The sequence below is a fragment of the Streptomyces sp. NBC_00223 genome, from assembly GCF_036199905.1.
Classification (GTDB): Bacteria; Actinomycetota; Actinomycetes; order Streptomycetales; family Streptomycetaceae; genus Actinacidiphila.
Genome location: NZ_CP108109.1, coordinates 414,117 through 436,800 on the forward strand (window position 1 = coordinate 414,117; position 22,684 = coordinate 436,800).

Here is a 22,684-nt window from a genome sequence, read left to right on the forward strand (position 1 = left end):
TCGCCCCGGCGGCACGGCCAGGCGAATGTACTAAGGTAGATTGATAAAGTAGCCTTAGCATATGAACGATGACCTGGACCCTGATGGAGTCGCCTCGGTCCTGCTGGCGAGTCTCAGCGTGCTGGTGCGACGGGTACGCCAAGTACCGGTCGACGGCGGACTGACGATGCCCGAGCGGACCGCTCTGTCGCAGCTGGACCGCTCGGGCCCCACCACCTCCTCGGCGCTTGCCCGGGAAGTACAGATCACCGCACAGGCCATGGGGGCGACGCTCGGCGCGCTGCGGGCCCGTGGCCTGGTCGAACGCCGCCCGGATCCGGAAGACGGCAGGCGCGCGGTGCTGACGGTGACCGACGCCGGTGTGCAGGCGCTCAAAGACAAGCGCAACGCGCGGACCGAACTCATCGCCCGGGCCCTGACCAGCGGTGAGTTCACCCCGACGGAGCTGGAGCGGCTCGCAGCGGCCGCGCCGCTGCTGGAGCGGCTGGCCCAGAACATCTGACGCCGACGGAACCGTGAGGAAGCAAGCAGATGACGGATCCTCTCGCGTCGCGCGCCCCGCGCCGCTCGGCCGGTGACGACCGGTACAAGTGGACGGCGCTGACGAATACGACCGCGGCGGTCTTCATGTCCGCGCTGGACGGCTCCATCGTGCTGATCGCCCTGCCGGCGATCTTCCGCGGCGTTCACCTGGACCCGCTGGCTCCGGGCAACATCGCGTACCTGCTGTGGATGATCATGGGGTACCGGCTGGTCCAGGCCGTTCTGGTGGTCACGGTGGGCCGGCTGGGAGACATGTACGGCCGGGTCCGGATCTACAACTCCGGGTTCGCGGTCTTCACCTTCGCCTCGATCCTGCTGTCCTTCGATCCCTTCGACGGCGGCCACGGAGCGATGTGGCTGATCGCCTGGAGGGTGGTGCAGGCCGTCGGCGGGTCGATGCTGACCGCGAACTCGGCCGCGATTCTGACCGACGCCTTCCCCGAGGAGCAGCGCGGCTTCGCCCTGGGCATCAATCAGGTCGCCGGCCTGGCCGGGATGTTCATCGGCCTGGTCGCCGGCGGACTGCTCGCCGCCTGGGACTGGCGGGCGGTGTTCTGGGTGAACGTGCCCGTCGGCGTGTTCTTCACGCTGTGGGCCTACCGCACCCTGCGTGAGACCGGCAAGCGCGGCGGCGGCCGGATCGACTGGTGGGGCAACATCACCTTCGCGGTGGGCCTGAGCGCGGTCCTCATCGCGGTCACCTTCGGCCTCCAGCCCCACGGCGGGCACACCATGGGCTGGACCAACCCGCTGGTCGACGCGATGATCGCCGGCGGACTGCTCCTCCTGGCAGCATTCGTCGCCATCGAGAACCGCGTCAGCGCGCCGATGATCCAACTCGGTCTCTTTCGCCTGCGGGCCTTCACTTTCGGCAACTTGGCGGGCCTGGCCATCTCGATCGGCCGCGGCGGGATGCAGTTCGTGCTGATCATCTGGCTACAGGGCATCTGGCTTCCGTTGCACGGCTACGACTACAGCGCCACGCCGCTGTGGGCGGGCATCTTCATGCTGCCGCTGACCGCCGGGTTCCTCGCCGCGGGCCCCGTCTCCGGCTATCTGTCCGACCGGATCGGCTCCCGGGGGCTGGCCACCGGCGGCGCGCTGCTGTTCGGCGCCAGCTTCCTGGGCCTGATGCTTCTGCCGATCGACTTCGGTTACTGGATCTTCGCTGTGCTGATCGCGCTCAACGGGATCGCCAGCGGCATGTTCGCCTCCCCCAACTCCTCCTCGATCATGGGCAGCGTGCCCGCGCGGTTGCGCGGTGTCGCCTCCGGCATGCGCGCCACCTTCCAGAACTCCGGCACCGCCGTCTCCATCGGCGTGTTCTTCTCCCTCATGATCGCCGGACTGGCCGGCAGCCTGCCGCACACCCTCACCGCCGGTCTGCGACAGCAGGGCGTACCGGCCCACGTCGCCACCCAGGTCGGCAGCCTGCCCCCGGTCTCGTCCCTGTTCGCCGCCCAACTGGGCGTCAACCCGATCCAGCACCTGCTCCAGCCAAGCGGCGCCCTGGCGCACCTGACGGCGGCGCAGCAACAGACCCTGACCGGACGCGAGTTCTTCCCGGCCCTGATCTCCGGGCCCTTCCACTCGGGCCTGGTCATCGTGTTCGCCTTCGGTGCCGTCCTCGCCTTCCTCGCCGCGATCGCCTCCCTCCTACGCGGCGCCGGCCCCGCCGCCAAGGCCCCAGAACCGCAACAGGCCGCCACCGGTGACCCCGTCGCGCGACCGGACAGGTACACCAGCGGCTGAGAGACCACCGCACCGCCCGACCCCGGCAACGAGCCGGCATCCGCAGGAGAGACCACCACCATGACACCGACAACGATCGACCCCATGACCGCACGCGTCGTGACCGACCCGCAGAAGCGCATCGTCCCGTCCCGCACCGACCATCCGGTCACCGCCGTCGAGATCATCGACCTGGTCGGGGCAACACGATGATCCTCCTCGGCCGACTCCTGAACAACCGCAGAGCAGGCGAGACCCACATGGCGTGGAACCTGCCCAACCTGCAAGGGCCCGAGCTGCTGGCCCTCACCAGCCAGGACTTCGGCCACGGCGACGTCATGCCGCTGAAGCACGGCGCGAAGCACATCGGCGGCGACGACCTGTCCCCCCACCTGGCCTGGACCCCGCCGCCGCCCGGCACCGCCCAACTCCTCCTGGTCGTCGAGGACATCGACGTCCCCCTGGCCAAGCCCGCCGTGCACTGCGTCGCCCTGATCGACCCGGCGGCCGAACACCTGGAGCCCGGCGCCCTCGCCGCGCGGCAGCCCGCCACCGGGGTACGGGTGCTGCGGTCCACCGTCGGACGCGGCTACCACGGGCCCGCACCCATCAAAGGCCACGGGCCACACCACTACACCTTCCAACTGTTCGCCCTCGCAACCCCCGTGGACAGCGCCCCCGGCACGACGCCAGTGGACCGGGCACGGCCCCGCGTCCTCCTGCCCGCCATCACCGCCCCCGTCCTCGACCGCGCCCGCCTGACCGCCACCTTCGAACGCTGACCCCAGCCCCAGGCCGCGGGCCCCAGCACAGGCGGCGTGCCCGGGGCTGTCCGTTCTCCGGTCGGGCCGGAGAACGGACAGCCCCGGGCGCAGGCGTCCACCAGGGCTTGCCCGTACGGGGATTCACCGATACGCGCTTCGGTGAGTTCGGGCTTCTTCGGCAACGCCACGGAATCGTGCCGACCCGAAGCCGTCCGACCCCACGGGATGCCGAGGAACCACAGCAACATGCCGTACGCGTAGCCCTTGGCGTCCGGTTGCCGATTGCCGTCCAGAAAACCTCCGCGCGGCGGCATCCCCCGGCGAGCCCACGTGCCCGTTCCGCCCACCGCGGAACGGGACGCGCACGGCGTCGTGCGAGCCGCCGCGCAGCGGCTCACGCTGGGGCCGCAGGCCCGTCCAACCCGCCACGCAGCGGGACGCTCATGCACCCGCGCAGCGGCATCCCCCGGCGGGGCCCGCGGCCCGTTTCGCCCACCGCGCAGCGGGACGTTCACACCGTCGTGCGAGCCGCCGCGCAGCGGCTGCCGCGGGGGCCGCAGGCCCGTCGAACCCACCACGCAGCGGCACCCCCCGGCGGCGCCCGCGCACCCGTTTTCGCCCGCCGCGCAGCGGGACGCGCACGGCGTCGCGCAGCGCCCCCACTGGGCCGTGCCCCGTCCAACCCCACCGCGCAGTGGCATCCCCGGCGGGGCCGCGCACCCGCGCCACCCACCGCGCAGCGGGACGTTCACACCGTCGTACGGGCCGCCGCGCAGCGGCTTACGCGGGGGCCGCAGGCCCGTCCAACCCGCCACGCAGCGGGACGCTCATGCACCCGCGCAGCGGTATCCCCCGGCGGGGCCGTACGCCCCTTCCACCCACCGCGGAACGGGACGCGCACGGCGTCGTGCAGGCCGTCGTGCAGCGCCCCCACCGGGCCGCGCCCCGCCCCAACCCCACCGCGCGGCGGCATCCCCCGGCGGGGCCCGCGGCCCGTTTCGCCCACCGCGCAGCGGGACGTTCACACCGTCGTACGAGCCGCCGCGCAGCGGCTGCCGTGGGGGCCGCAGGCCCGTCCGACCCGGCGCGGAGGGACCCGCGCCCACCCGTCCGCGCGCCGCAGGCCACTGCACTAGGCATTGACAGCCCGTGGGAGCGCTCCCATATTTGGGAGCGCTCCCACACCCCCCACGAATTGGAGGAGCACTCGTGCAGGACACTCTCCGGCGGTTAGTCCGCCGGCCATGGCTGTGGGCCATCGCCTCGGTGGCCCTCGTGCTGTCCACCGTGACGGCGCTGCCCGCGAGCGGCGCCGCCTCGGGTTGTACCGTCACGTACACCACCAACGAGTGGTCCGGCGGCTACACCGCCAACATCCACGTGACCAACCTCGGCTCGGCCGTCAACGGCTGGAAGGTCGGGTGGACCTACCCCGGCGACCAGCACGTCACGTCTGCGTGGAACGCCACCGTCACCCAGTCCGGCAAGGCGATCGTCGCGACCGACGCGGGCTACAACGCCTCGCTGCCGAGCAACGGTTCGACCGACTTCGGCCTCCAGGGCACCTGGGCCCAGTCGGACACCGCGCCGACCAGCTTCACCCTGAACGGCGTCGCCTGCAACGGCACCGGCAACCCGCCGACCACACCCCCCACCACCCCGCCCACGACGCCTCCGACCACTCCGCCCACGACACCCCCCACCACCCCTCCGACCACGCCCCCCACGACTCCGCCCACCACTCCTCCGACCAACCCCCCGGCCGGCTGCGGCAGTGCGGTGATCTGCGCCAACTTCGAGGACCAGACCGGCAGTTCACCCTCGGGTGACTGGGGATTCGCGGCGCCCGACTGCTCGGGCACCGGCACCCTCAGCGTCGACACCTCCGTTGCCCACAGCGGAAGCCGGTCGATCCGGGTCAACGGCAAGGCCGGCTACTGCAACCACGCGTTCCTGTCCAGCAGCAAGGACCTGTCCAACGTCGGCCCGGTGATGTACGTCCGTCTGTGGGTGCGTCACACCACCGCGCTGCCGTCCGGCCACGTCGCGTTCGTCTCGATGCCGGACTCCTCCCAGGGCGGCAAGGCCCTGCGGATCGGCGGCCAGAACGGCGCACTGCAGTGGAACCGTGAGACGGACGACGCGACCCTGCCCGCGCAGAGCCCGGCCGGCGTCGCGCAGAGCAGCCCGCTGCCGACCAACTCGTGGCAGTGCCTGCGGTTCTCGATCGACACCTCCGCGCCGAAGGGCGACACCTGGCTCAACGACACGCTGGTGCCCGGCCTGCACCTGGACGGCGTACCGACCCAGGACATCGACCAGCAGTGGCTGAGCCGTACCACCCCGCCCCGCCCGACCGGCCTGCGCCTGGGCTGGGAGAACTACAGCACGGGTGACGACACCCTGTGGTTCGACGACGTGGCCGTCGGCTCCTCGCCGATCGGCTGCTGAGTTCGGGTAACCGCACCCGCTCCAACGGCCGGTGGCCGTACCGCCCTTGCGGGCAGTACGGCCACCGGCTGCGTTGTGGCGCGAACCGCTAGGACCCTGTGCAGGTCGGCGTACCCAGGCTCGTACCGGAGCCGTTGAGCGTCATGCCGAAGGACGTCGACGCGCCGGCGCCGAGCGACCCGTTGTACGCGACGTTGCGCAATGTGGTGGCCGGCGCGGAACTGTCCACCGTCGCGTTCCAGACCGAGGCGATGGTCGCGCCGGAGGGCAGGGTGAGCTTGACGGCCCAGCCGGTCAGCGCCTTCTGCCCCTTGTTGGTGACGTTCACGTCCACCTGGAAGCCACCGGGCCAGGAGCTGGTGACGGTGACGGCCGCGCTGCATCCGGCGCCCGCCGGAGGCGTCGTCGGCGGGGTGGTCGGAGGCGTCGTGGGCGGAGTGGTCGGCGGGGTGGTCGGAGACGTCGTGGGCGGGGTGGTGGGGGGTGTGGTCGGCGGGGTCGTCGGCGAAGTCGTCGAACCGCCCTGCGTGGTGTACGTGGCAGCCGTGTACGCCGCCGAGCAGGTGCTCGAACAGGCGGCGGGGAGCGAGAAGTTGTACGTCCGGCCGCCGAACACGTACGCGTCGGTGACGTCCCGCACCCGGATGCTGAAGTCCGTGCCGCCCGTGGTGGTCGGGTTGAGGATGAAGGACTGGCCCATGTCGCTGTTCATCTGGGCGTCGTGCCAGGTGCCGTCGGCGAGGTACTGCACGCCGTGCACGCCGTTAGGCAGGTGCGAGACCGAGACGGCGCCCCAGTAGCGCTGCGCGCCCTGGAGGAAGCCGATCTTGATGTCACCGGTGTAGTTGGGCGCGGCCACGTAACTCCACGACACGTGGCGGTTGTTCCAGTGGTCGGCGAGCCCGGTGACCGGGGCGCCGCTCTTGGTGAAACGGCTCAGCGACGGGGTGTCGAGGTCGAGGTGGTTCGGGTCGTCACGGCACCAGGCGTTGGCGTCGGCGCAGCTGTCGGCGACCTGCATGGTGAGCGTGGCGCCGTTGTACGAGTCCTGCGTCCACGAACCGTTGCGGCAGAACGCCTGGTTGGGCGCGCCGTCATTCGTCCCCGTGCAGTAGTCGCCGATGGTGACCTGCACCCAGCGGCCGCAGTTGTGGCCGTTGTCCCAGGCGCCCTTCTTGGCGCTCAGCGAATCGGGCAGCGGGCGGGGGTAGTTGCCGTAGTCGCCGGGGGTGTTGAAGACGTTGAGGGCGACGAAGTCCTGCGAGTCCAGCTGGGACTGGGGCACGCCGCAGCCGCCGTAGGGCTGGCCGAGGCCGTCGAAGTGGGTGGCGTTGCCGACGACGTCGGCCTGGGCCTGGAGCTGTCCGGCGGCGGGGGTGGCCGCGGGCGCGGGGACCATCGTCATGGCGCAGATCAGCGCGGCGCCGAAGAAGGTGGCGAGAAGCGCGAGGAGCCGCCCTGAGGGGCGGCGTGGGGGGCGTGGGTTCGGGTGTCGGGTACTTCGCATGGAGCGCCTCCGTCATGTGGGGGGCCGGCAGAGCCGGGTCGGTGCGCGAACGTCCTCCGTGGGAGCGCTCCCATGGTGCCCATCGCCCGAGTGGGCGTCAACTCACTCGGCCGCCCCGCCCCGCGGCCTCCCGCCCGGGCCCAGGGACCACACGCGGCCGCCACGAGCGGGTTCGCGCCGCGCGCCGGGGGACGGCGGCTCGCGCCATGACCGGGCGGGGCGCGGGGCGGCCGGCCCGGGGCGGGCCCGGGGACCCGCCCCCGCGCTCCCGCGCGGGGCGGTGGGGACGGGGGTCAGACGCCGGTTGTGCCGTCGATGCGTTCGCGCAGGAGGTCGGCGTGGCCGTTGTGGCGGGCGTATTCCTCGATCATGTGGACGTAGACCCAACGGAGGTTGACCTCCTGGTCCAGGAACCGGCCCGTGTCGGTCAGCTCGTGGACCGTGCAGAGTTCCCGTGCGCGGGCGATCTCCGTGTTCCAGGTGGCGAGTGCGCCCTCCAGGGTCGCGCCCTCGGCCAGTTCGAAGCCGCCGTCGGGGCCGCGCGGGTCGGCCCGCGGATCGTGGATGGGCGGGGCGTCCTCCCCGGCGAACACTCGGCGGAACCAGTTCCGTTCCACCTCCGCCATGTGCTGCACCAGGCCGGTCAGCGTGAAGCCGGACGGCGGTACGGAGGCGGTGGCGGCCTGCTCGTCGTTCAGGCCGGCGCACTTGACGGCGAGGGTCGCGCGGTGGAAGTCGAGCCAGGCTTCGAGGGTGGTGCGTTCGTCGGTGTTCAGGGGCGGCATGGGGCGTTCGATGGTACTCACCGGTCGATTATTGCCAGCGAGGGCGAGCCGGGCGCGGTGAGCGCGCCGGGGAGCCGCGAGTCCGTACACGTCAGGCGCACCTTCGCCGTCGTACCCCGCCGACGGGCCGGCTCCGCTCAGCGCATGCGCAGCTCGACGAAGGGGATGGTGTCCCCCGGCAGTACGTAGCGCTCGAACTCTACGAAGCCGTGGCGCAGGGCGAACCGCAGTCCGTCCTCGTTCGAGGCGAGGACGACCGTCTCGACGACCTCCGCGCCGAGCGCCCGCGCCAGGGCCAGCCCGCGCGCGTACAGTTCCGCGCCGAGGCCCTGCCCGCGGTGTTCGGGGAGCACCCTGGCGATCACCACGGCCGTCGACGAACCGTCCACGGGCGGGCGTACGGTCGTGCACCCCACGACGGTGTCCCCGCGGTACGCGACCGCCAGGCGGTGGCGCCGGACACGTTCCCGCACGTCGTCCAGGGTGAGCGGGTCGGTGGGGATGATCGTGTTGTGCACGTGCAGCCAGTCGCCGAGCATGGCGTCGCCGTGCGGCGGCTCGATACGGAGGGCGGTCATCGCAGCAGACAACCCGGGCGCCCGCCACCCCGTCAACCGCGTTCCCGCGCCCGCGTACAGCGCTCACGACGAGGACGGCAGCCCGGGTCCGGTCCGGTCCGTACCGTGAAGGGCTCGGGCCAGCCGTCCGGTGACGAGAGTGGCACCGCGCCGCTTCGTGGGCGGCGCGCGGCGCGGCGGTGTGGGGCCGCCGCGCCGCGGGCGGGGGGAGACTCGGGGAGACGGGTGGGCGTCAGCCGACCTTGCAGGAGACGCTTGGCCAGGTCCAGGTTCCGTTGGTCTGGATCGTCACGCCCCAGTTGTTGCCGTTGCCGTTCGGTTTCGCTGTGAGCACTTGCGCGCTGGGCCAGTTGGCGCTGATGTTCCAGGTCGCGATCATCTTCTCGGGCGCCGGGAGGGTCATCGTCACGGTCCAGTTGCTGGAGCCGGCGACCGAGACGTTCAGGTTGTACCGGTCGCTCCACTGGTCGCCGGCGGACAAGGCCGCGAGATCGAAACTTTCGATGAACTTCCGGATCACGAGGGCTCCGCGCGCGGCCATGGCGGCCGGGGTGCGCGGGCCGGGAGCTACGAGCCGCCCGCGGGGCGGGCCGGGGCCAGGAAAGGGCGTGCGCGGGTGTAGAGTCCGCGTCCCGTTACCGATCGGGCCGACGCCATCCGCCTCAACACGCGCCGCCCGTGCGGGAATCGCATGTGGGGTAAGAGGAAAGCCGCGTGGACGCTCGCATACTCAAGGTCGGCGGTCTCGACATCACCGTGGAGCGCGCCGCGGAACACGTCCGCCGCTATTTCGACGAGGCCGGCAGCCGAAAGGCCGCAAGTGCCGTGAAAGGGCGACCGTTTGCCTATCCGGCGTACGACCGGATGGTCACCGGCAGTGGTCCCGACGAGCTGAACGACGGCGATCTCCTCGCCCCGCTGCTCCTGAACGCCGGGCCCACCATCGCCGCCGTCTACTCCCTCCAGGCGGTCCGGCCCACGCTGGAGGCCGGACTCGCGGCGATCCCGCCCGATCTGACGTTGCGATCCGCGGTACGTGAGGGCCGGGGAGCCCATCGGACGCTGATCGAGGGGCTGTTCGGCGTTCTGGACGCGCCCGGCGGTGTGCGCGGGGTCGGCCTGACGACGTTGACCAAGGTCCTCCACCGGAAGCGGCCGCTGTTTCTGCCGCTCTTCGACCGGCGGGTGAAGGCCTGTTACTACGGCTCCGGCGACAAGTGGCCCCTGCGGCCGGTGTCGGGGCGGACCAAGGCGGAGTTCTTCGCTCGGCTCGCCGAGTGCATGGTGGACGATCTCGACAGCCGGCCGGACGAGTGGGCGGCCGTGGCGAAGGAGGCCCCGGCCGACGTACCGCTGCTGCGCGTCCTCGACGTCGTGGCCTGGACCCGCGGCACATCGGCCTGACGACCACGAATCGCGTTTCGACCCCGCGGCCGGCGAACGAGAGACGTCAAGCGTCCCTTGCTGGGCGCCGGTTGGCGTCCACGCGCGAGAGGAAAAGCAAGACGACGACGGCGGCCACAGGACCGGTCGGTCCGGCGGGCCTCAGATTAGCGGCGTACGGCGGCCGGGTCGAACGGGACCGCCGTGACCGCCGGATCCAGTGACGAAACGCCACCCCGCGCACCCGCGCCCGCCCGCTCCGACGCAAGCGCGCGCAGCGCCTCGTACGCCGACTGGATGAACGGACTGCCCATCCGCGGCGCCGTGTTGGTGAGCGCGACCAGGGCGACCCCGGTCCGCGGGCTGAATCCGGCGAAGGACGAGAAGCCGCGGGTGCCGCCCGAGTGGTGGTAGAGGTCGTGGCCGGGGCGCGGCTGGATGTTCCAGATCAGGGCGAGCCGCCGGTCGCCGCGCGGGAGGGCGAGCCGGGGGCGTACGACGTCGGCCAGTCCGGCGCGCAGAAACGGTTCCGGCACCTCGCCCGGGTCGATCAGGGCGTCCAGCAGCCGCAGCAGGTCCCGCCCGCTGGAACGGACCGCCCCCGCCGCCGGGAGCCCCGGAATCCGCCACGGCGGCTGCGCGTGCCGGTGCCAGTACCCGGTCGCCTGGGACAGCTCGCCGCAGTCCGTCCGCTCCAGCCCGAGCGGCCGCAGCACCCTCGCCCCGAGCAGAGCGCCGTACCCGTCGACGCCCGAGCCACCGGCCCCCACCAACAGCCGTCCCAGGAGCCCGACCCCGAAGTTCGAGTACCGCACCCGCGTCCCGGGCACGAAGCGCGGACGCGTCCGGCCCACCGCCGTCATCAAGTCATCGGCGGAGAAAGCCTCGTACGGGTTGGTCAGCCATCTCCCCCGGGCGGAGGCCGGCAACCCCGGTGGCAGGCGCGGGAGTCCGGACGTGTGCGTGGCCAAGTGCAGCAGCGTCACGGGGGCGCCGTGCTCACCGAGCGTGACCCCGGGCGGCAGCAGCCCCGACACCCGGCTGCCGTAGGCGACTTCGCCGCGCGCGACCCGCTCGGCGAGGAGCAGCGCCGTCAACACCTTGGTGAGCGAGCCGATTTCGAACCGGGTGTCGGCCCCGACCGGCTCACGGCCGCCGTACGCCGTGTGCCCGTCCGTGAGGAAGACCCGCTCGTCGCCGCGCCGCAGCGCCACGACCGTACCGCTCCCCCGGCCGCTCGCGCCGAGCACCGGCCCGGCGATGTCGGACGCCCACAAGGGCGCCCACCCGGTGGCGCCGCTCACGACTCGGCCGCTCCGTCCCCCAGCGTCCGCGACACCACCAGCGTTCCCGCGACCACCGCGACCACCGCCGTGTGCTGCTGATCCGCGAACCGGACGTCGGGATCCTCGGCGATCTCGTTCCCGTCGCGCGGCACGAGCCCGTCCTCGTGCTGGATACGGGCCAGCAGGTCCCACGTCCCCGGGTCGCAGTACGGCTCCTTCAAGCAGCTGCCGACGATCATCAACTCCCCCAGCAGGTCCCATTCCTCGACCTCCGCCCAGGCGTTGATCCATGCCGGGAGCCAGGCCGTGAGGTAGTCGTTGACGTCGTCGGGAAGGTCCTCGGGCCGCCGGCCCCAGTCGGTGATGTGGAAGACGGCGTGGGTCATGTGGTAGCCGGTCATCCAGTCGATGAGCCAGGGCTCGGGCACGTTGCCGAGCCAGGTGGCACGGATCAACTGCTCCCAGTCGCCCGTCCGTCCGTTGGTGTCGAGGCCGGCCACGCGGGCCGCGTTGGCGACGGCGAGGGCGCGGTTGGGCGCGTGCTCGACGGCGCGCACGGACTTCAACCCGCTGACGTGGCCCATCAGTTGTTCCATCGGCTCGTGCCGGTAGCCGCCGCGGGCGAGATGGGCGTACGTCTCCATCGAGTCGGTCATCAGCGGGTAGCGCAGCAGGCGCGCGTACAGCAGGTCGCCCGCGCCGAACTGGTCCCAGACGTGGTCCAGCATCGTGTGGGCGAGGCGCAGTTCGTTCGCGCCGGAGACGGCTTCGCGCAGCACGAGGGAGCTGGCGAGCGACAACTCGCCGAGCGCCTTGTACACGCCCTTCGGCTCGGAGATGTCGGTCCCGACGCCGACGGGCAGCGTGCCGCGCTCGTGGTGTTCGTGCAGCCAGCCCAGCGCCTTGACGCTCACCTGGTGCGCGGTGGCGGTCACCGAGGCCTTCATGCGGGCTCCAGTCCGAGTAGTTTCCCGGCGATCGCCGCGTCGAGGGCGATCCGGGGGCCGACGCCGAGCGCCCGCAGATGGGTGACCAGCGGTACGGCGTCCAGCGGCAGCGTCGTGCCCTCGTACCGGAGCAGCGCCAGCCACCGTACGATCCGCGCCGCCGTCGGATAGTCGCGGCGCAGCATCGAACGGGTCGCGCCCCGGGCGAGCGCCAGCGGGGCCTGGCGGGCGGCGGTGTGGACCGGGCCGTCCAGTCCGGGGAGGGCGAGCGACGAGAGCTGGCCCATGCGTACGGACCACTCGGCCCAGCCCAGGGGGCCGGAGTCCGCGGTGTCGGGGCCCTGGGCGCCCACGCCCAGGCCGGGATCGTCCGCGAGGACCGGCGCTCCCCCGGGCTGCGCGACGTACGGGGCCGCGCCGCCGCCCTCCGCCGCGGGGGCGAACCGCGCGAGCATCGACGCGGTGGCCCAGTCGCGCCACGCCATCACCCACGGCTCGGCGGGCCCTGCGGGGGGCGGCTGCGGGGTGGTCTCGGGGAGCGGGAAGACGGTGAAGGACTGTACGACGGTGGCCGCGTCCAGGGGGTGGAGGGCGGCGCCGTTCAGCAGGTGGGGGGCGAAGGTGTCGGCGCCGACGACCCGGATCGCGGCGAGCGCCGCGGTTCCGTCCTCGGCTCCTTCGACGTGCGCGGCGACCGTGGCCGTGCCCCCGGCGCCGTGAAGGGCGTCGAGGGCACTACGAGCCAGGTCGGCCGCCGAGTCGGCGTACGCCGTCCGCGACCGATCGGAGCTCACTTGTTCTTCGGCTCCTTCGGCTGCGTCGGCGACAGCAGCAGTCCGAGCAGGAGAAGTCCTCCACCGAAGGCTTGCGGCGAGTACACGGGAGCGTCGCTCACCGCTGTCTCGGGCTCCACCATCGCGGTCCCGAGGGCCGCCAGGTCGGGTGTCGTGACGGGTGCGTGCAAGGTGTGAGCAAGCACTGTTGCCTCCTCAACTAGAGGTCATCACTGTGGCCAGTGATGCTTCACTCTCCACCGTAGGCGCCATCGGCCGGCCTCGCGCGTCGAGCGGGCGTGGGCGGCGAGGAGCGCGTTACCGGCGGTACACAGACAGTGCGGGCGAGCGGTACGAGGGCCCCGCGAGGGGAGGTGTACGGGCGTCGGGGTGCACCCGGGGACGGGTCGCGCGCCTTCGGGGGCCGGGTCAACCGGTGGGGGCGCCGAACCACTTGGGGAGGTGGGTGAGCAGGTTCTCCTGGTCGTCGCCGACCCACGCCACGTGACCGTCCGGCCGCAACAGCACTGCGGGGACGTCCAGTTCGTCACTGGCGTCCACGACGTGGTCGACGCGGTCCGCCCAGCCGTCCACCGAGAGCCGGCCGGTGCGGTCGAGCAGCAGGCCGCGGCCGTCGTGCGTCAGCTCGTAGAGGCGGCCCTGCTTCAGCCGCACGTCCCGCACCCGCCGGCCGAGCAGTTCATGGCCCTCGCCGACGTCGTAACGGACGTCGACGGCGGTGATCATCCCGGTCACATAGCGGTTCACCTCCTCGAAGTCCATCAGCTTCGAGAACAGTTCCCGCAGCGCGGTCGGACCCGGTTCGGTGCTCAGCAGGGTGATCTGCGCACGGGTGTTCTCCAGCACGCGGGCGCCGACCGGGTGGCGTTCGGCGTGGTAGCTGTCCAACAGCCCTTCCGGCGCCCAGCCGTTGACCTCGGCGGCCAGCTTCCAGCCGAGGTTGAACGCGTCCTGCACGCCGAGGTTGAGCCCCTGCCCGCCGGTCGGCGGGTGGATGTGCGCCGCGTCCCCGGCCAGCAGCACCCGGCCGACCCGGTAGCGCTCGGCCTGCCGGGTGGCGTCGCCGAACCGGGAGAGCCAACGCGGCGAGCGCACCCCGAAGTCGGTTCCCGCGACGGCCCGTAGTTGCTGCCTGAACTCCTCCAGGGTCGGCGCGACGTTACGGTCCTCGACCACTCCTTCGGCGGGCACGATGACGCGGTACACCCCGTCGCCGAGGGGGATGGCGCCGAACCGCAGTTGGGTGGTGCGGACTTCCGAGACGACGGCGTCGATCGTCGCCGCGTCCTCGGTCACCTCCATGTCGCCGATCAGCGTCTCGACCTTGGCGGGCTCGCCGGGGAAACCGACGCCGAGCCGCCGGCGCACCGCGCTGCGTCCGCCGTCGCACCCCACGAGGTAGCGCGAGCGCAGCCGCGTGCCGTCCGCCGACTCGACGCTCACCCCGTCCTCGTCCTGGCTCAGCCCGATCACCTCGCGGCCGCGCCGGATCTCGGCACCGAGTTCGAGGGCGCGCTCGTTGAGCAGCCGCTCGGTGACCGGCTGCGGGGTGGCGAGGCCGTACGGGTGGGCCGTGTCCAGCAGGTCCGGCCACGGCTTGACGATTCCGCCGAAGAGGCCGCCCGCCCGGAACTTCTCGCTGACCGCGAGGAATCGGTCCAGCAGGCCGCGCTGGTCCATCATTTCGACGCTGCGGGCGTGCAGGCCGCGGCCGCGGGACTGCTCGGTCGCCTCGGTCAGCTTCTCCAGTACGACCACGTGGACGGCGTGCAGCCGCAATTCGCAGGCCAGCATCAGGCCGGTCGGTCCGCCGCCGACCACGATCACGTCAATCATCAATACGCCCATTCAACGACTTCGGAATGTCGGCCAGGCGCTTTGCGGGGCACGGCGGCGCGCGCACTCGCGCCCTTTAGCGCCTCCGCGCCTGCTCGCCGCGAGGCCCGCCCGCGCTTCGACGTTCCCGCGCGATCCGTACGCGCGATCCCTACGTCGACGGCACCGCACGCCACCTCGCGAACCTGTCATTTCCGCAGGTCCTGGCCTTGGCCGACCATTCTGCGGCACGGCCCGGGCCTTGCCGCAAGCCCCCCTGTGCGCTATAAGTTGAGAGTGGCAAGGAGCGGATGACCTCCTTGCCTTTCTCTTTTGCCGCCCACCGAGCCGTTCCCGGCAATCAGTCCTCGTCCTGTGCGAGTTGTCGGGATGAGACGTTCGCGTTCGTGGCCGCGGTCGGCGAGCGTGGGCAGGCCGGTGCGTGCCGGGGCGGCGAGGGGTTCGATCAGGTCGTGGGTGCGGGCGGCGGTGATGTCGTGCTCACGCCCAAGGCATACCGGGCTCGTCCACAGCGGCCGGCCGTCCGGCAGGGTCAGGATCTGACCGATCAGAATACGGTTCTTGCTAAATTTTCTCAGAGTCTTGCGTCGCTGGGACGGCTGACTGAAAATGGTGCGCACATGGGCGCCGGCCTCCCGCGAATGCCTCTGGACGAGATGATTCGACGACGTTTCGACGTTCGGACCCGGTCCAGTGTGTGCCTGGCATCGGTGAGCGGCACACACTTCGAGGGGGACGGCGGTCGATGGCTGAACCGGTATCGAGAACGATCCTGGGCGGGGCGCGGATGACGGATCGGATCGTCGTGCCGTTCGAGGGGCCCGGAGCCGGCGTCGGCGGGCTGACCTGGGGGCAGCGCAAGGTCTGGACGCTGATGCAGCAGGCCGGCACGTCGATAAGCATGGGTGGGGCTGTGCCCGTGACGGACGGCAGGACCGTCCAGGATCTCGCGTCGGAACTGCGGTTCTTCATGTGCCGCTACGCGTCGATGCGGGCCCGGATCCGGGCCGGCGAGGACGGCGACCTGATCCAGGAGGTGTCGGGCTCGGGCCTGGCCGTGCTGGGGATCGTCGACGCCGCGGACGACGACGACCCGGACCAGGTCGCCCAGGGCCTGGCCGACCAGTGGGAGGCGACGCCGTTCGACCACGCCGAGGAGTGGCCGATCCGGATGGCCGCGGTGCGCAGCCGGGGCTCGGTCACCCATGTGATCGTGATGATCTCGCACATCGCCACCGACGGCAGCGGAATCGCCGTCATGCTCGGGGAGTTGAGCGAGCGCGACCCGGTCACCGGGGAGCCGAAGAACCCGGCGTCGCCGATGGGGCCGCTGGAACTGGCGGCGATGCAGCGCACGCCGTCCGTCCGGCGGCAGAGCGATGTCTCGCTGCGCCACTGGGAGCGTCTGCTGCGCTCGGCCGTGCCCCGGCGGTTCGGCCCGCGCGTGGACCGGGGCGAGCCGCGCTACCGGCGGGGGGTCTTCGAGTCCCGCGCCCTGCACCTGGCGTCGAAGGTGGTGGCGGCCCGGACCGGTACTTCGACGTCCTCGGTGCTGCTGGCCGGGTACGCGGTGGCCGTGGCGCGGCTGACCGGTATCACCCCCGCGCTGATCCAGGTGGTGGTCAGCAACCGGTTCCGGCCGGGTCTGGCCGACGTGTCCCATCCCCTCTCCGTGGCGGGCCTGTTCATGGTCGAGGTCGCGGACGCCTCTTTCGACGAGGTGGTGGACCGGACGCGGCGGGCCTCGGCGCTCTGCTCGAAGTACGCGTACTACGACCCGGAACAGATGGAAGAGCTGCGCGCCCGGATCGACCGGGAGCGAGAGGAGACGGTCGATCTCTCCTGCCTGTTCAACGATCGCCGGTTCGGCATCGGCGTCGAGCCGCCCGACCCGGTGGCGCCGTCCCGGCACGAACTGGAAGCCGCGCAGGCCGAGAGCGCCCTGCGCTGGGGCCAACCTTTCCCGCGGTACCACGACAAGCTGATGATCCAGGTCGGGGCCGCCATGGACACGGTGGAGCTGGAGATCCACGCGGACACTCACCATGTGTCCGTGGACGAAGTGAAAGCGCTCATGCTGGACTTCGAGGCGCTTGTCGTGGGGGCGGCATTCGACCCGAACCTGCCGACCGGCGTGCGGCCGATGCCGGCGGCGGGGTGAGCGCGGCGTCCGCCCGTCCCGTCCCGGAAGGCGCTCAGCTCTGAAGTCGCGTAGGCAGCGCCACCCAGCGGCGTGGGATGCCGGGATCGACCGCGTCCCGGCCGTCGGCGATCCTCAGGCCGGCCGCGGCGCAGGCGTAGGCGAAGATCTCGGCGCCGTAGGGGAACGTGCGCTTGCCCTGCCAGAAACGGAAGGTCCAGTGGGCAGCCGGGTCCGACTCCTGGGGCGGGAGGCCGATCTCCTCGTAGGCGACGATTTCACCGTCGCGGGCCAGGGTGCCGAAGGTCCCGCCCTTGGCGTTGAAGTACACCCCGTAGGCGGTGGTGCCCGCCGATATCGCCTGCATCAGGGCGTTGTCGCTCGGCATGTACCCGTCCTGTGTGATCACGCAGCCGCCGGGGGCGCCTTCCACGCTCCTGACGCCCACGTGGCGCAGGGACTCGTCGAAGTCCGCCTGATCGAAGGGCGCGTGTTCGGGATCCGCGCTCGGGCACCGCGCGGGGTCGGCACCGATCCGCCGGATCAGCTCGTCCTCGCTCAGGTCCCGCACGAAGCAGATCCCGAGCCCTTGGGTCCACAGCGACTCATCGCCGAACGCCGCGATGAGCGCGTCCGCCGACCGCTGGGCGGCGACCTCCTCGGGGGGCAGCTCCACCGCCCCCGGCAGACCTCGCACCAGCGGTGCCAGCGACGTGGTCAACAGCAGTCGGCCCGGCGACCACGGCCCTGACTGCGGTGTCCACACATCCGCCCCGGCGTCGATCAGCGTACGGACCGCGGCCTCGCCCATGCTGACGACGGCGTACCACAGTGGCGTGTGGCCGTCGCTGTCGCGTGCGTCGACGTCCGCGTGATGCGCCAGGAGCACTTCTGCCGCTTCCGCCGCGCCTTGCTCTGCCACCCGGTGCAGCGGCGTGGCGCCGGGCCGTCCCACGACGACCGCGTCGGGCGGCGCGCCTCCTTCCAGGCGGGCCCGGATCAGGGCCGTGTCCCCCCAGTCCTGGTAGCCCATCCGCTGCCAGTCGGCCCGGGGTACGTAGCGCTGCCGGGCCTCCTCCTCGCGGCGTAGCCGCTCGCGCTGGTCCCGGGTCAGCGGCGGCGCCAGGAACGCCGGCGGTCCGCTCATCTCCGTGATCGCGATCCGACCCGGCAGCGTCTCCGGGTCCGGCGGCTCAAGTCCCGGCCAGATCTCCAGCGCCCGGCCTGACGCGGCACGCAGGGCCGCCGCGTCGACCGGGGTACGGACCTCGGCGATCTCCTCGTCCGGCCACTCGACCACCAGCCACGCGTCCCCGGGGGGCGGGAGTTCCGCCAGATACAGGTCGACGTCCGTCTTGAACAGGGACCTGCGGGCTTGCAGGCCCGTGTCCAACGGGATCAGTCCGACCGCCTGATCCGTCTGCGCCTCGCCCGCCTGTCCCCCGGAGTTCCTGAACGAGATACTGCGTATCACCGTGCCGTCCAGCGAGGTCACCCGCCGGCCGTCGGAGAACAGCAGACCCACCCGGAGTCCGGACTGCCTTTTCGCCTCCGCGCTCTGCCTGCGGGATTTGTGGAAGACCGCCAGGTGCAAAGTGACCGATCGCGGCCACACGGACCATCCCGTCAGCACGATCCGGGTTTCCGGACCTTCGCCGACCACTTCGAGCTGCGGCACCAGCGCGGGCGCGAAGCGGTCGACGGGCGGCCGGTACCGCCCGTCGTCCTCGCCCGGCGGTCGCAGCCGCGCCAACACGGCCCGCTCGGCGGCCGGTTCCTCCGGAAGCACAAGATCGTCAAAGAATCCCATGCGCCCGAGCGTCGCACACCGCACTGACAACGCCCGTGAGTCTCCGGCGCACGGGCCGGGTCGGCGGGGGGAACGGCCGGGCGGTGCGGGGCGTTGGGTGGGTATGGGGCTGAATGTGCGGGCGGGATATGAGGGGACGGGACCCGGGGCGATCACCCCGGACGGGTGCGCGGTCGAGCTGTACGCGCGGCTGCCGGCCGGGGCCGAGCCGGACATCGTGGCGGCGGCCGTACCGGCGGGTGCGCGGATCCTGGAACTGGGCTGCGGCGCCGGGCGGATGACGCATCCGCTGGTGGAGCGGGGATTCGCGGTGACGGCGGTGGACGAGTCCCCGGAGATGCTGGAGCTGGTCCGCGGCGCGCGCACGGTGTGCGGCTCGATCGAGGACCTCGACCTGGACGAGAGGTTCGACGCGGTGATGCTGGCGTCGTTTCTCGTGCACGCCGGGAGCGTGAACATACGGCGGGCGCTGCTGCGTACCTGCGTACGACATGTCGCGGCGGGCGGCTGTGTGCTGATCCAGCGCGAGGGCGAGGACTGGCACACGGACCTGCCGCGTGACCACGCCAACCCCAGCGGCCTCAATGTGCGGATCGTGTCGTCCGATCCGGTGGGCGACGGAGTGAACTCGGTGTACGCGGAGTACGCGTTCCCCGATGCCGCGTGGACACAGACGTTCCTGTCCCGGCCGCTGACGAAGGTTCAGTTCGAAGCGGCTCTCGCGGAGGCGGGGTTGACGGTGGACGCGTACCTGACGGAGGACCGTACGTGGGTACGGGCGGTCATCGCGGCCTGATACGACCGCCCGACGGCCTCCCGTTGCGCGACGGCCACGCGTGGGAGCCAGCGGCGCGGCCGTCGCTCGTACATCAGTAGTGCCTCTAGCTCTGCCTCGGGGTGAAGATGCCGAAGGTGGCGCCCTGGGGGTCCCTGATGACGGCGATTCTGGGGCCGTTGTCCATCTCCACGTCGACGGGGCCGTGCACGATGTCGGCGCCGAGCTTCGCGGCCTCGTTCGCGGTGGCGTCCACGTCCGCGGCGACGAAGAACGGGTTCCAGTGCGAGGGCATGTCCGGCGGGAACATGTCCCCCATCTCCATCACGCCGCCGAACATCGTGTCGGCCAGGCCCACCATCGGATAGTCGGGGTGCGGCCAGACCTGCCAGTCGAACACCGTCTTGTAGAAGTCCAGTGCGGCGGCCACGTCCCGGGTCGCGAGGTCGATCCAGCCGAAAGCGTTCGGCTCGTTCACGACGCCGAAGCCGCTGAACCGTCCGGCCTGCCACACCGTGAACGGCGCGCCGGTCGGGTCACTCAGCAACACCCAACGCCCCAGCACGCCCACGTCCATCGGCCCCATCCACACCCGCGCGCCCGCGCGCCTCGCGGCCTCGGCCGTGACGTCGGCGTCGGTGGTGGAGAACGCGAGCTGCCACTGCACCGGCTGCTGCGGGTTCATCAGCGGGGCGACGGCGGCGGCGGGGGCTCCGTCGAGGGAAAAGGTCGTATAACCGCCGTACTGCGGGTCCGGGTCGGTCTCGGCGGTCCAGCCGAACAGCTGCCCGTAGAACCGCTGGGCCGCCTCCGGGTCGAGGGCGCTCAGCTGCGCCCAGCAGGGGGAGCCCGGGAGGTTTCCGGTCACCTTCAACGCAATGCCTCTCGACGTCGGGTTCACGAGCCAGGCCCTGTCTAATCGCTCCTGGGCGACGAAGCGAGGAGGCACCGCAGGTGTGCCGTGCGCCTTCACCCGCCTGCACCGATTCGGCCGGGAGCGGCGCGAGGCCCTGAATAATCGCGTGCCACGCCATGAGTGACAGGGGCAGACTTGCTCCATGGCGGAGATGCGGGCGTTCCGGGACGCGGTCGGTGCCTGGGCGGCCGGCGGGCCCGGCGGACCGGCGAGCGAACTGGCTGAGCGACTACGGGTGCGCACCGCGGTGCTGCTGGAAGGGCTGAGCGATCTCGCGGCCGTTGAGGCGCTGGCCGCCCGGCGCGGCCGGGACCTGGCCGCCGAGGGGGTGTGCGTCGTGCCGATGGGCGGGCGATGAGCGTCGGCCGTTACGCCGGCCTCCTCGGGCCGCCCGGCCTCGGCCTGCGCCTGGCCGGGCTGTGCGACGAGGGCGAACGGGACTTCTACGACCGCGGCCTGGAGCGGGCAGGGGCGCCGCGCCGGGGCTTCTTCGTGTGCGCGGCGGACCTGGAGGACGAACTCATCCGCGCGCTGGGCACGGCGAGGGTCGAGGAGGTCATCGGGGCGGAGGGCGACCTTCGCGCCTGGCAGACCTTCGTCCAGCAGCCAGCGCAGCACGGTCGGCCCCCGCAGCAGCAGTTGCGGCGCTTCCTCGGTACGAAGAAGGGCCGCAAGATCCGTTACGGCCGCGTCCTGGTCGAGGCCCTGGCCCCCGACCAGGTACCGGCCCCGCTCGCCGACCTCCTCACCAGCGTGTGACGCGGTGGACGCGGTGGACACGGCGGCTTCGGTGAGGGCCGCTCAGGTCAGCGTCAGGTGACGGGTCACGGCCTTGAGGCTGGGGGAATTCGTCCGTCGTGCGGCCCCTGGCCCAACTGCTCGTTGCCGGCGGCGGAGAACTCCGCGTCGTGGCCGAGACCGCGTTCCGACCTGTGGCAGGGGCGAGGGTGCGGCCTCCCGGGCGGACGGCGCCCGCCCGGGAGGTGCCGGGCGGGCGGGGCGAGGATGCGGGGTGGCGAGGGTTACCTCGGGGTCGGCTTGATCAGCGCGAACGGCGCGCCCTGCGGATCGGCGACCACCGCCATCCGGCCGGCCGTCATGTCGAACGGCGGCGCGAGAACCGTGCCCTCGCGCTTGACCAGGGCGTCCACGGTGGAGTCCACGTCGTCGACCGCGAAGTAGGTCAGCCAGTGCGCCGGCGTGCCGGGCGGGTCGTTGGCGAGCAGCGTGGCACCACCGACCGTACGGCCGGCGACCCGCAGCTCCCAGTACGAATCCGCGCCCTCCAGCGGCACGATGTCGATACCGAACACATCGCCGTAGAAAGACGCGGCGGCGAGTACGTCGCTGGTGTGCAGCTCGTTCCAGATCAGGGCGCCGGGCTGGTTGACCACCTGGGCGCCGTGGAATTCGCCGGGCTGCCAGACACCGAAGGCCGCTCCCTGCGGGTCGGCGGCGATCAGCATGCGGCCGAGGCCGCCGACATCCACCACCGGAACGAGCAGGCTGCCGCCGGCGGCGACGATCGCGTCCTGGGTGGCCTGGGCGTCGGTGCTGGCCAGGTAGCTGGTCCACACGGTCGGCGGGGTCGGCAGCCCCTCGGGGGCCGTGGCCGGGCCGATACCGGCCACGGCCTTGCCTTCGAGCTCGCAGACCGCGTACCCGCCGAACTCGGCCGGGCCGGGCCGTCCCTGCCAGCCGAGCAGGTCGCGGTAGAAGTCCAGCGCCGCCTGCTGGTCCTTCGCCATCAGGTCGACCCAGCACGGCGTGCCGGTCGCGTACGGGGTGGTGGCTTCAGGCATCTCTCGCTCTTTCTCGTGGGGTCCGTCCGTCACCATTGCCTCACGGACCGTCATTCCGCCACCCGACACGCCGCCGCGCTCACCCAGGCGAAGGGGCTCCTCAGCGGGTGCCGAACGAGGGGCTTGCCCTCACGTTCACCCATTTGGCGAGGGCATTCCGCGCGCCGGGCCGGAGCATCGGCGGTCCACCGGGTCGGGGGTCGGCGGCGGTGCTCCTGCCGACGCCGTCGGACGGTACGTCGACAGAGACTTGGGATCACGCCTCGTCAAAGTCGCCGCTCACGTGGGACGTCCCGTACCGTCCTGCTCGCTCACCATGGCGGCGGCGTACCAGTCGGGCCAGTTCTCGTCTTCCTCACCAGTGAGCTTCTCGTGTTCACCGTAGGCGGCCGCCGCGCGCCGGCCGGACGAGAGCCGGCTGGTCCGGCTCGCCGCCATCACCCAGCCGACGCTGGTGGCCAACGGCGACAACGACCGCGTCATCCCGACCCAGAACACCTACCTGCTCGCCGACCGCATCCCCAACGCCAAGCTCAGCATCTATCCGGACGCCGGTCATGGCTTCCTCTGGCAGTACCCGGCCGACTTCGCGGCAGAGGTGAACGCGTTCCTGGGCCACTGACGTCCCGTCGTTCA

The 22,684-nt window shown here is 71.9% G+C and carries 21 protein-coding genes and 2 pseudogenes; 9 read left to right on the forward strand and 14 right to left on the reverse strand.

Annotated elements, in window-relative coordinates; translation table 11 throughout:
* Positions 1–61: 61 nt before the first annotated feature.
* The 4 genes from OHA30_RS01825 (at position 62) to OHA30_RS01840 (ending at position 5,489) form a co-directional block, all read left to right on the forward strand.
* On the forward strand, positions 62–502 hold the full coding sequence (locus OHA30_RS01825) for a MarR family winged helix-turn-helix transcriptional regulator (protein WP_328912000.1): 441 nt from the start codon (positions 62–64) through the stop codon (positions 500–502).
* Positions 503–531: 29 nt separating this feature from the next.
* Positions 532–2,295 (forward strand): MFS transporter, encoded by a 1,764-nt coding sequence (locus OHA30_RS01830; RefSeq protein WP_328912001.1) that lies wholly within the window; start codon positions 532–534, stop codon positions 2,293–2,295.
* 188 nt (positions 2,296–2,483) lie between these two features.
* Positions 2,484–3,056, forward strand: a complete 573-nt coding sequence (locus OHA30_RS01835) for a YbhB/YbcL family Raf kinase inhibitor-like protein (protein ID WP_328912002.1) — start codon at positions 2,484–2,486, stop codon at positions 3,054–3,056.
* Between the two features lie 1,248 nt (positions 3,057–4,304).
* Complete coding sequence (locus OHA30_RS01840) at positions 4,305–5,489, forward strand: cellulose-binding domain-containing protein (protein WP_328912003.1); 1,185 nt, start codon at positions 4,305–4,307, stop codon at positions 5,487–5,489.
* 88 nt (positions 5,490–5,577) lie between these two features.
* Here the strand turns inward: OHA30_RS01840 and OHA30_RS01845 are convergent, their stop codons facing one another.
* The 4 genes and pseudogenes from OHA30_RS01845 to OHA30_RS01860 form a co-directional block, all read right to left on the reverse strand.
* On the reverse strand, positions 5,578–6,996 hold the full coding sequence (locus OHA30_RS01845; protein ID WP_328912004.1) for a cellulose binding domain-containing protein: 1,419 nt from the start codon (positions 6,994–6,996) through the stop codon (positions 5,578–5,580).
* A 293-nt stretch (positions 6,997–7,289) separates the two neighbouring features.
* Positions 7,290–7,802: a DinB family protein gene (locus OHA30_RS01850; RefSeq protein WP_328912005.1), complete on the reverse strand. Its 513-nt coding sequence runs from the start codon at positions 7,800–7,802 to the stop codon at positions 7,290–7,292.
* 116 nt (positions 7,803–7,918) lie between these two features.
* Entirely contained in the window at positions 7,919–8,359 is a 441-nt protein-coding gene (locus OHA30_RS01855) for a GNAT family N-acetyltransferase (RefSeq protein WP_328912006.1), read from the reverse strand.
* A 232-nt stretch (positions 8,360–8,591) separates the two neighbouring features.
* Positions 8,592–8,846, reverse strand: a pseudogene (locus OHA30_RS01860) (glycoside hydrolase family 11 protein); the annotation flags it as partial.
* 227 nt (positions 8,847–9,073) lie between these two features.
* On the opposite strand from OHA30_RS01860, the gene OHA30_RS01865 reads away from it, so the two are divergent.
* The gene (locus OHA30_RS01865; RefSeq protein WP_328912007.1) at positions 9,074–9,763 is read left to right on the forward strand and encodes a DUF6308 family protein; all 690 of its coding nucleotides are present in this window, start codon (positions 9,074–9,076) and stop codon (positions 9,761–9,763) included.
* 146 nt (positions 9,764–9,909) lie between these two features.
* Here OHA30_RS01865 and OHA30_RS01870 read toward each other — a convergent pair whose 3' ends face one another.
* The 6 genes from OHA30_RS01870 to OHA30_RS33870 all read right to left on the reverse strand — a co-directional run bounded on the left by OHA30_RS01870 (position 9,910) and on the right by OHA30_RS33870 (position 15,225).
* Positions 9,910–11,046, reverse strand: coding sequence for a serine hydrolase domain-containing protein (locus OHA30_RS01870; RefSeq protein WP_328912008.1), 1,137 nt, complete (start codon positions 11,044–11,046; stop codon positions 9,910–9,912).
* Positions 11,043–11,975, reverse strand: a complete 933-nt coding sequence (locus tag OHA30_RS01875; protein WP_328912009.1) for a DUF6895 family protein — start codon at positions 11,973–11,975, stop codon at positions 11,043–11,045. The genes OHA30_RS01870 and OHA30_RS01875 overlap by 4 nt, the downstream gene beginning before the upstream one ends.
* Complete coding sequence (locus tag OHA30_RS01880; RefSeq protein WP_328912010.1) at positions 11,972–12,769, reverse strand: hypothetical protein; 798 nt, start codon at positions 12,767–12,769, stop codon at positions 11,972–11,974. The genes OHA30_RS01875 and OHA30_RS01880 overlap by 4 nt, the downstream gene beginning before the upstream one ends.
* The gene (locus tag OHA30_RS01885) at positions 12,766–12,954 is read right to left on the reverse strand and encodes a hypothetical protein (protein WP_328912011.1); all 189 of its coding nucleotides are present in this window, start codon (positions 12,952–12,954) and stop codon (positions 12,766–12,768) included. The genes OHA30_RS01880 and OHA30_RS01885 overlap by 4 nt, the downstream gene beginning before the upstream one ends.
* A 223-nt stretch (positions 12,955–13,177) precedes the next feature.
* Positions 13,178–14,605: a rifampin monooxygenase gene (gene rox / locus OHA30_RS01890; RefSeq protein ID WP_328912012.1), complete on the reverse strand. Its 1,428-nt coding sequence runs from the start codon at positions 14,603–14,605 to the stop codon at positions 13,178–13,180.
* A 263-nt stretch (positions 14,606–14,868) separates the two neighbouring features.
* Positions 14,869–15,225, reverse strand: a complete 357-nt coding sequence (locus tag OHA30_RS33870; protein ID WP_405785948.1) for a hypothetical protein — start codon at positions 15,223–15,225, stop codon at positions 14,869–14,871.
* 125 nt (positions 15,226–15,350) lie between these two features.
* Here OHA30_RS33870 and OHA30_RS01900 point away from each other — a divergent pair, with 125 nt between their 5' ends.
* On the forward strand, positions 15,351–16,766 hold the full coding sequence (locus tag OHA30_RS01900; RefSeq protein ID WP_328912013.1) for a condensation domain-containing protein: 1,416 nt from the start codon (positions 15,351–15,353) through the stop codon (positions 16,764–16,766).
* A gap of 34 nt (positions 16,767–16,800) precedes the next feature.
* Here OHA30_RS01900 and OHA30_RS01905 read toward each other — a convergent pair whose 3' ends face one another.
* Positions 16,801–18,555: an ankyrin repeat domain-containing protein gene (locus tag OHA30_RS01905; protein ID WP_328912014.1), complete on the reverse strand. Its 1,755-nt coding sequence runs from the start codon at positions 18,553–18,555 to the stop codon at positions 16,801–16,803.
* A gap of 103 nt (positions 18,556–18,658) precedes the next feature.
* Between OHA30_RS01905 and OHA30_RS01910 the strand changes: the two genes are divergently transcribed.
* A complete protein-coding gene (locus OHA30_RS01910; RefSeq protein WP_328917692.1) occupies positions 18,659–19,351 on the forward strand; it encodes a class I SAM-dependent methyltransferase in 693 nt (230 codons plus the stop codon).
* A gap of 85 nt (positions 19,352–19,436) precedes the next feature.
* Here the strand turns inward: OHA30_RS01910 and OHA30_RS01915 are convergent, their stop codons facing one another.
* A complete protein-coding gene (locus OHA30_RS01915) occupies positions 19,437–20,198 on the reverse strand; it encodes a VOC family protein (RefSeq protein WP_328912015.1) in 762 nt (253 codons plus the stop codon).
* A gap of 190 nt (positions 20,199–20,388) precedes the next feature.
* On the opposite strand from OHA30_RS01915, the pseudogene OHA30_RS01920 reads away from it, so the two are divergent.
* A pseudogene (locus OHA30_RS01920) lies at positions 20,389–21,005 on the forward strand (TOPRIM nucleotidyl transferase/hydrolase domain-containing protein).
* A 263-nt stretch (positions 21,006–21,268) separates the two neighbouring features.
* Here the strand turns inward: OHA30_RS01920 and OHA30_RS01925 are convergent.
* Positions 21,269–22,048, reverse strand: a complete 780-nt coding sequence (locus tag OHA30_RS01925) for a VOC family protein (RefSeq protein WP_328912016.1) — start codon at positions 22,046–22,048, stop codon at positions 21,269–21,271.
* A 279-nt stretch (positions 22,049–22,327) separates the two neighbouring features.
* Positions 22,328–22,510 carry a hypothetical protein gene (locus tag OHA30_RS01930; RefSeq protein WP_328912017.1) on the reverse strand — a complete coding sequence of 61 codons (183 nt, stop codon included), beginning with the start codon at positions 22,508–22,510 and terminating at the stop codon, positions 22,328–22,330.
* Between OHA30_RS01930 and OHA30_RS01935 the strand changes: the two genes are divergently transcribed.
* Positions 22,503–22,670, forward strand: coding sequence for an alpha/beta fold hydrolase (locus OHA30_RS01935; protein WP_328912018.1), 168 nt, complete (start codon positions 22,503–22,505; stop codon positions 22,668–22,670). The two genes, OHA30_RS01930 and OHA30_RS01935, sit on opposite strands and share 8 nt — an antisense overlap.
* Positions 22,671–22,684 lie beyond the last annotated feature (14 nt).

Excerpts from the sequence above, each read along its gene's own strand:
- OHA30_RS01825 (WP_328912000.1), top strand. The coding sequence starts at position 62 with ATGAACGATGACCTGGACCCTGATGGAGTCGCCTCGGTCCTGCTGGCG.
- OHA30_RS01830 (WP_328912001.1), top strand. The coding sequence starts at position 532 with ATGACGGATCCTCTCGCGTCGCGCGCCCCGCGCCGCTCGGCCGGTGAC.
- OHA30_RS01835 (WP_328912002.1), top strand. The coding sequence starts at position 2,484 with ATGATCCTCCTCGGCCGACTCCTGAACAACCGCAGAGCAGGCGAGACC.
- OHA30_RS01845 (WP_328912004.1), bottom strand. The coding sequence starts at position 6,996 with ATGCGAAGTACCCGACACCCGAACCCACGCCCCCCACGCCGCCCCTCA.
- OHA30_RS01855 (WP_328912006.1), bottom strand. The coding sequence starts at position 8,359 with ATGACCGCCCTCCGTATCGAGCCGCCGCACGGCGACGCCATGCTCGGC.
- OHA30_RS01875 (WP_328912009.1), bottom strand. The coding sequence starts at position 11,975 with ATGAAGGCCTCGGTGACCGCCACCGCGCACCAGGTGAGCGTCAAGGCG.
- rox (WP_328912012.1), bottom strand. The coding sequence starts at position 14,605 with ATGATTGACGTGATCGTGGTCGGCGGCGGACCGACCGGCCTGATGCTG.
- OHA30_RS01900 (WP_328912013.1), top strand. The coding sequence starts at position 15,351 with ATGGCTGAACCGGTATCGAGAACGATCCTGGGCGGGGCGCGGATGACG.
- OHA30_RS01905 (WP_328912014.1), bottom strand. The coding sequence starts at position 18,555 with ATGGGATTCTTTGACGATCTTGTGCTTCCGGAGGAACCGGCCGCCGAG.
- OHA30_RS01910 (WP_328917692.1), top strand. The coding sequence starts at position 18,659 with ATGGGGCTGAATGTGCGGGCGGGATATGAGGGGACGGGACCCGGGGCG.
- OHA30_RS01925 (WP_328912016.1), bottom strand. The coding sequence starts at position 22,048 with ATGCCTGAAGCCACCACCCCGTACGCGACCGGCACGCCGTGCTGGGTC.